The following is a 4,194-nucleotide window of genomic DNA, read 5'->3' on the forward strand; positions in this document are numbered from 1 at the left end:
CACGCGGCACCGTGCCTTCGACCGGCGCCCAGAAGGTGCGGATACCGGCGCGTGTCATGGCGATCATCGCTGCCAGGCCCGACAGAATAAGCAGGGCCACGAACACCCATGTCGTTATCGAAATCTCTCCCCTGCTAGCGCCAAGTCCGTCAGGATTGAACAGCGCTGTCAGCATGGCGAATTTGGCGATGAAGCCGGAAAGCGGAGGCAAGCCGGCCAAAAGCAGGGCCGTGCCCGTGAAGCAGATGCCCAGGATGACGAGGGTCGCTGGAATGGCGACGCCGATTTCGTCTTCCTCCTCTTCCTCGTCCATGTCGTCGCCATAAGCTTCCATGGTGACGGCGAGAACGTCGGCGGCCGGGTCCTGGGCGCGCTCGACCAGCTCGATGAGCAGGAAGAAAGCCGCGATCGTCAGCGTGGAACTGACCATGTAAAACAGCGCGCCCGAGGTGACCGAGACATTGGACATGCCGATGGCCGCAAGCAGCGTGCCGGATGACACCAGCACATAGGAGCCGGCGAGGCGCCCCATGGCCTGCGATGCCAAAACGCCGATGGCGCCGAAGGCGATGGTGGTCATGCCGCCATAAAGCAGCCAGGGCTCGCCGAAGCCAGCGGAGGCGCCGGCATCCATGCCGAACAACAGCAGCGACAGGCGCAGCAGGATATAGATACCGACCTTGCTCAGCATGGCAAAAATCGCCGCCACCGGGGCTGCTGCAGCGCTATAGGCGGTGGGCAGCCAGAAGCCGAGCGGCCACATGCCTGCTTTTATCAGAAAAGCGATGCCGAGGATCGCAGCACCAGCTTCCAGCAACATGCGGTCATCTGCGCTGACCATGGGAATGCGGACGGCGAGGTCGGCCATGTTGAGCGTGCCGGTGACACCGTAGATCAGGYTGACGCCGATCAAGAACAGCGAAGCGCCAGCAAGATTGATCACCACGTAATGCAGGCCCGCCTTGACCCTGAGCGACCCCGATCCGTGCAGGATCAGGCCGTAGGAAGCGGCCAGGAACACCTCGAAGAAGACAAAGAGATTGAACAGGTCGCCGGTGAGGAAGGCGCCGTTCAATCCCATCAGCAGGAACTGAAACAGCGTATGGAAATGCGGGCCGCTCTTGTGCCAGCGGGCGAGCGAAAAGATCAGCGCCGCCATCGCCAGTACCGATGTCAGCACCAGCATCAGCGCCGACAGCCGGTCGAGCACCAGAACGATGCCGAAAGGCGCTTTCCAGTTGCCGAGCAGGTAGACGGTGTTGGCCGCCGTAGCGGCCTGGGTCACGAGGATGGTGGCAATGACCAGCAAGGCCAGCGTCGCAAAGAGGCTGACCATTGCCTTGAGGGCACGGCGGCGCTCGTCGAACAAWAGCAGGAAGGCGCCTGTGACCAGCGGCAGCAGGATCGGTGCGATCACAAGGTGGTTTGCCCACGCCATCAGTTGGGCTCCCGTCCGTCGACATGGTCGCTGCCGGTGAGGCCGCGCGAAACCAGAAGCAGGACCAGAAACAGGGCCGTGGTGGCAAAGCCGATGACGATGGCGGTCAAGACCAAAGCTTGCGGGATCGGATCGGTAAAGTCGGCAGGATTGACGGTGCCGGACGCCAGCACGGGCGCTGCGTTGATCTGCAGCCTGCCCATCGAAAAGATGAAGAGGTTGACGCCATAAGCGATGAGCGAGAGCCCGATGATGACCTGATAGGTGCGCGGCCTCAGCAAAAGCCACACGCCCGAGCCGACAAAGACGCCAATTCCAATGGCGAGGATCAGTTCCATCAGGCGTTCTCCTCCTCTGCGGCAGCCATGGTGCGGGCGACGCGGTGCCGGCGGATCGACTGGTGGGCAAGGGCGATCAGCATGAGCACGGTTGCGCCGACCACCAGCGAGAACACGCCGAGATCAAAGAATATGGCGCTGGCCAACGGTATCTCGCCGATCAGCGGCAGGTCGACGTAGCGCGCATGCGAGGTCAGGAAGGGATAGCCGAACRGCCAGGAGCCGGCACCGGTGAAAGCCGCCAACAGCAAGCCAAGGCCGATCCACCTGACAGGCAAAACCCTGAGCCGGTCTTCGACCCATTTTGTTCCGGCCGCCATGTATTGAAGGATAAAGGCCGCAGCCATGGCAATGCCGGCGGCAAAGCCGCCGCCGGGCAGGTCGTGGCCGCGGAAGAACAAATAGGCGGCGAACATGATGATGACAGGAAACATCCACTGCATGATGACGGCTGGGATCATCAGATAGTCGATGATTGTCTCGCCGGTCTCGCGATCGGGCTGGGCCTCGTCGAAGGCGGTCTGGATGCGCTGCTGTTCGGGTGAATCGACGCTGTCGGAGGCAGGACGGAAGCGGCGCAGCAAGGCAAACACCGTGAGCGCCACGATTGCGAGCACGGTGATTTCGCCGAACGTGTCGAAGCCGCGGAAGTCGACCAGGATGACGTTGACGACATTGCGTCCGCCGCCTTCGCTATAGGCCTTTTCCAGGAAGTAGTCGGCGATTGTGGGCGGCTGCGTGCGCGTCATCACCGCATAGGCAATCAGCGTCACACCTCCGCCGACGCAAACCGCGATGGCAAGATCGCGGAAGCGGCGCAGCCGCGCGCCCACGACCGCGGCAGCGGTGGTGTGGCCGTCTTGGACGCGCTGGGGAAGCCAGCGCAGGCCAAGCAAGATGAGCACGGTGGTCACGATCTCGACCAGCAGCTGGGTGATGGCGAGGTCGGGCGCGGAAAGCCAGACGAAGGTGATGCAGGTAACAAGCCCGGCACCCGACAGGAGCATGAGGGCGGCAAGGCGATGGAACTTCGCCTGATAGGCCGCACCGAGGGCGCAAACGATGCCAAGTACCCAGACACCGGCAAAGACGGGATCGGCACCCGTCAAGGTGAATCGGCCGGACGCGAAGCCTAGGCTGTAGAGCGGCCATAGCGCCGCAATGAAAGCCACTGTCACTAACAGGCGAAGCTGCGGCTGAAGCCGGCGTGCACCGAGGCGGTAGTCGACAAAGCGCGCCCAACGCCAAGAGACGGTGACCATGGCGCGTTCGAAGATGCGCTGGCCTTTGAGGCGGCGGAAGAAAGGAGGACCTTCCTCACAATGCGCCAGGTAGTTCTTGATGCTCAGATAGAGGATGACACCGGCAACAAGCGCGAAGACGCTCATCAGCAAGGGCAGGTTGAAGCCGTGCCAGATGGCCAGACTGTATTCGGGCGTACGCTCGCCGAGCACAGAGGTGACAGCGGTGTGCAGGAATGGTCCGATTGTCAGGGCAGGAATGGTTCCGACGAGCAAGCAGGCGACAACCAGGAGCAGGATCGGAAACCGCATCAGGAATGCCGGTTCGTGAGGCAGATTTGGCAAGTCCGCGGGTGGCGGACCGAAAAACACGCCGTGGATGAACCGGAGTGAGTAGGTGACGGCGAACGTACTTGCCAGCACGGCAACATAAGGTGCGGCGGTGTCGAGCACCGAGATCGCATGGGTTTCGATCGCCTCGGCGAAGAACATTTCCTTGGACAGGAAGCCGTTGAGCAGGGGAACGCCCGCCATGGCGGCACTTGCTACCATTGCCAGGGTCGCTGTGATCGGCATGAAGCGGAAAAGCCCGCTCAGCCGACGGATGTCACGTGTGCCGCATTCGTGGTCGATGATGCCGGCGGCCATGAAAAGCGAGGCTTTGAAAGTGGCATGGTTGACCATGTGGAAGATGGCGGCCACAGCGCCCAGTGGGCTGCCCAGGCTGAGCAGCAGCGTGATCAGGCCCAGGTGACTGATCGTCGAATAGGCGAGCAGGCCCTTTATGTCCTGCTGGAAAATGGCGAAATACGCCCCCAGTGCAAGCGACATCATTCCGCAAAAGCCGAGGATCCAGAACCATTCGGTGGAGCCGGCCAGCACCGGCCACAGCCGCGCCATCAGGAACACGCCGGCCTTCACCATCGTTGCCGAATGCAGATAGGCCGACACCGGCGTGGGAGCCGCCATGGCGTTGGGCAGCCAGAAATGGAACGGGAACTGGGCGCTCTTGGTCAAGGTGCCCAGCAAGACGAGCACAAGTGCGGGCACGTAGAGATCGTGCGAGCGGATGAGGTCGCCCGAGGCGAGCACGCGGTCGAGATCGTAGCTGCCGACGATGTGGCCAATGAGCAGGACGCCGGCGAGAAGTCCCAGTCCGCCAATGCCGGTGATGGTC

3 protein-coding genes are annotated in these 4,194 nt (G+C 62.3%); all 3 read right to left on the minus strand.

The features are described 5' to 3' along the window. Positions 1–1,438: monovalent cation/H+ antiporter subunit D (locus tag AC1DUU_RS24825; protein ID WP_476786036.1), on the minus strand; the 1,438-nt coding region annotated here is incomplete at its 3' end. Beyond that, positions 1,438–1,776 carry a Na+/H+ antiporter subunit C gene (locus AC1DUU_RS24830; RefSeq protein ID WP_476786037.1) on the minus strand — a complete coding sequence of 113 codons (339 nt, stop codon included), beginning with the start codon at positions 1,774–1,776 and terminating at the stop codon, positions 1,438–1,440. The genes AC1DUU_RS24830 and AC1DUU_RS24825, both read right to left, overlap by 1 nt. Further along, positions 1,776–4,194: monovalent cation/H+ antiporter subunit A (locus tag AC1DUU_RS24835; protein WP_476786038.1), on the minus strand; the 2,419-nt coding region annotated here is incomplete at its 5' end. The genes AC1DUU_RS24830 and AC1DUU_RS24835, both read right to left, overlap by 1 nt.

The organism is Aminobacter sp. P4_H6_2, assembly GCF_056400805.1.

Bases quoted from the DNA above. Each gene is read 5' to 3' on its own strand.
- AC1DUU_RS24830 (WP_476786037.1), bottom strand. From the start codon at position 1,776: ATGGAACTGATCCTCGCCATTGGAATTGGCGTCTTTGTCGGCTCGGGC.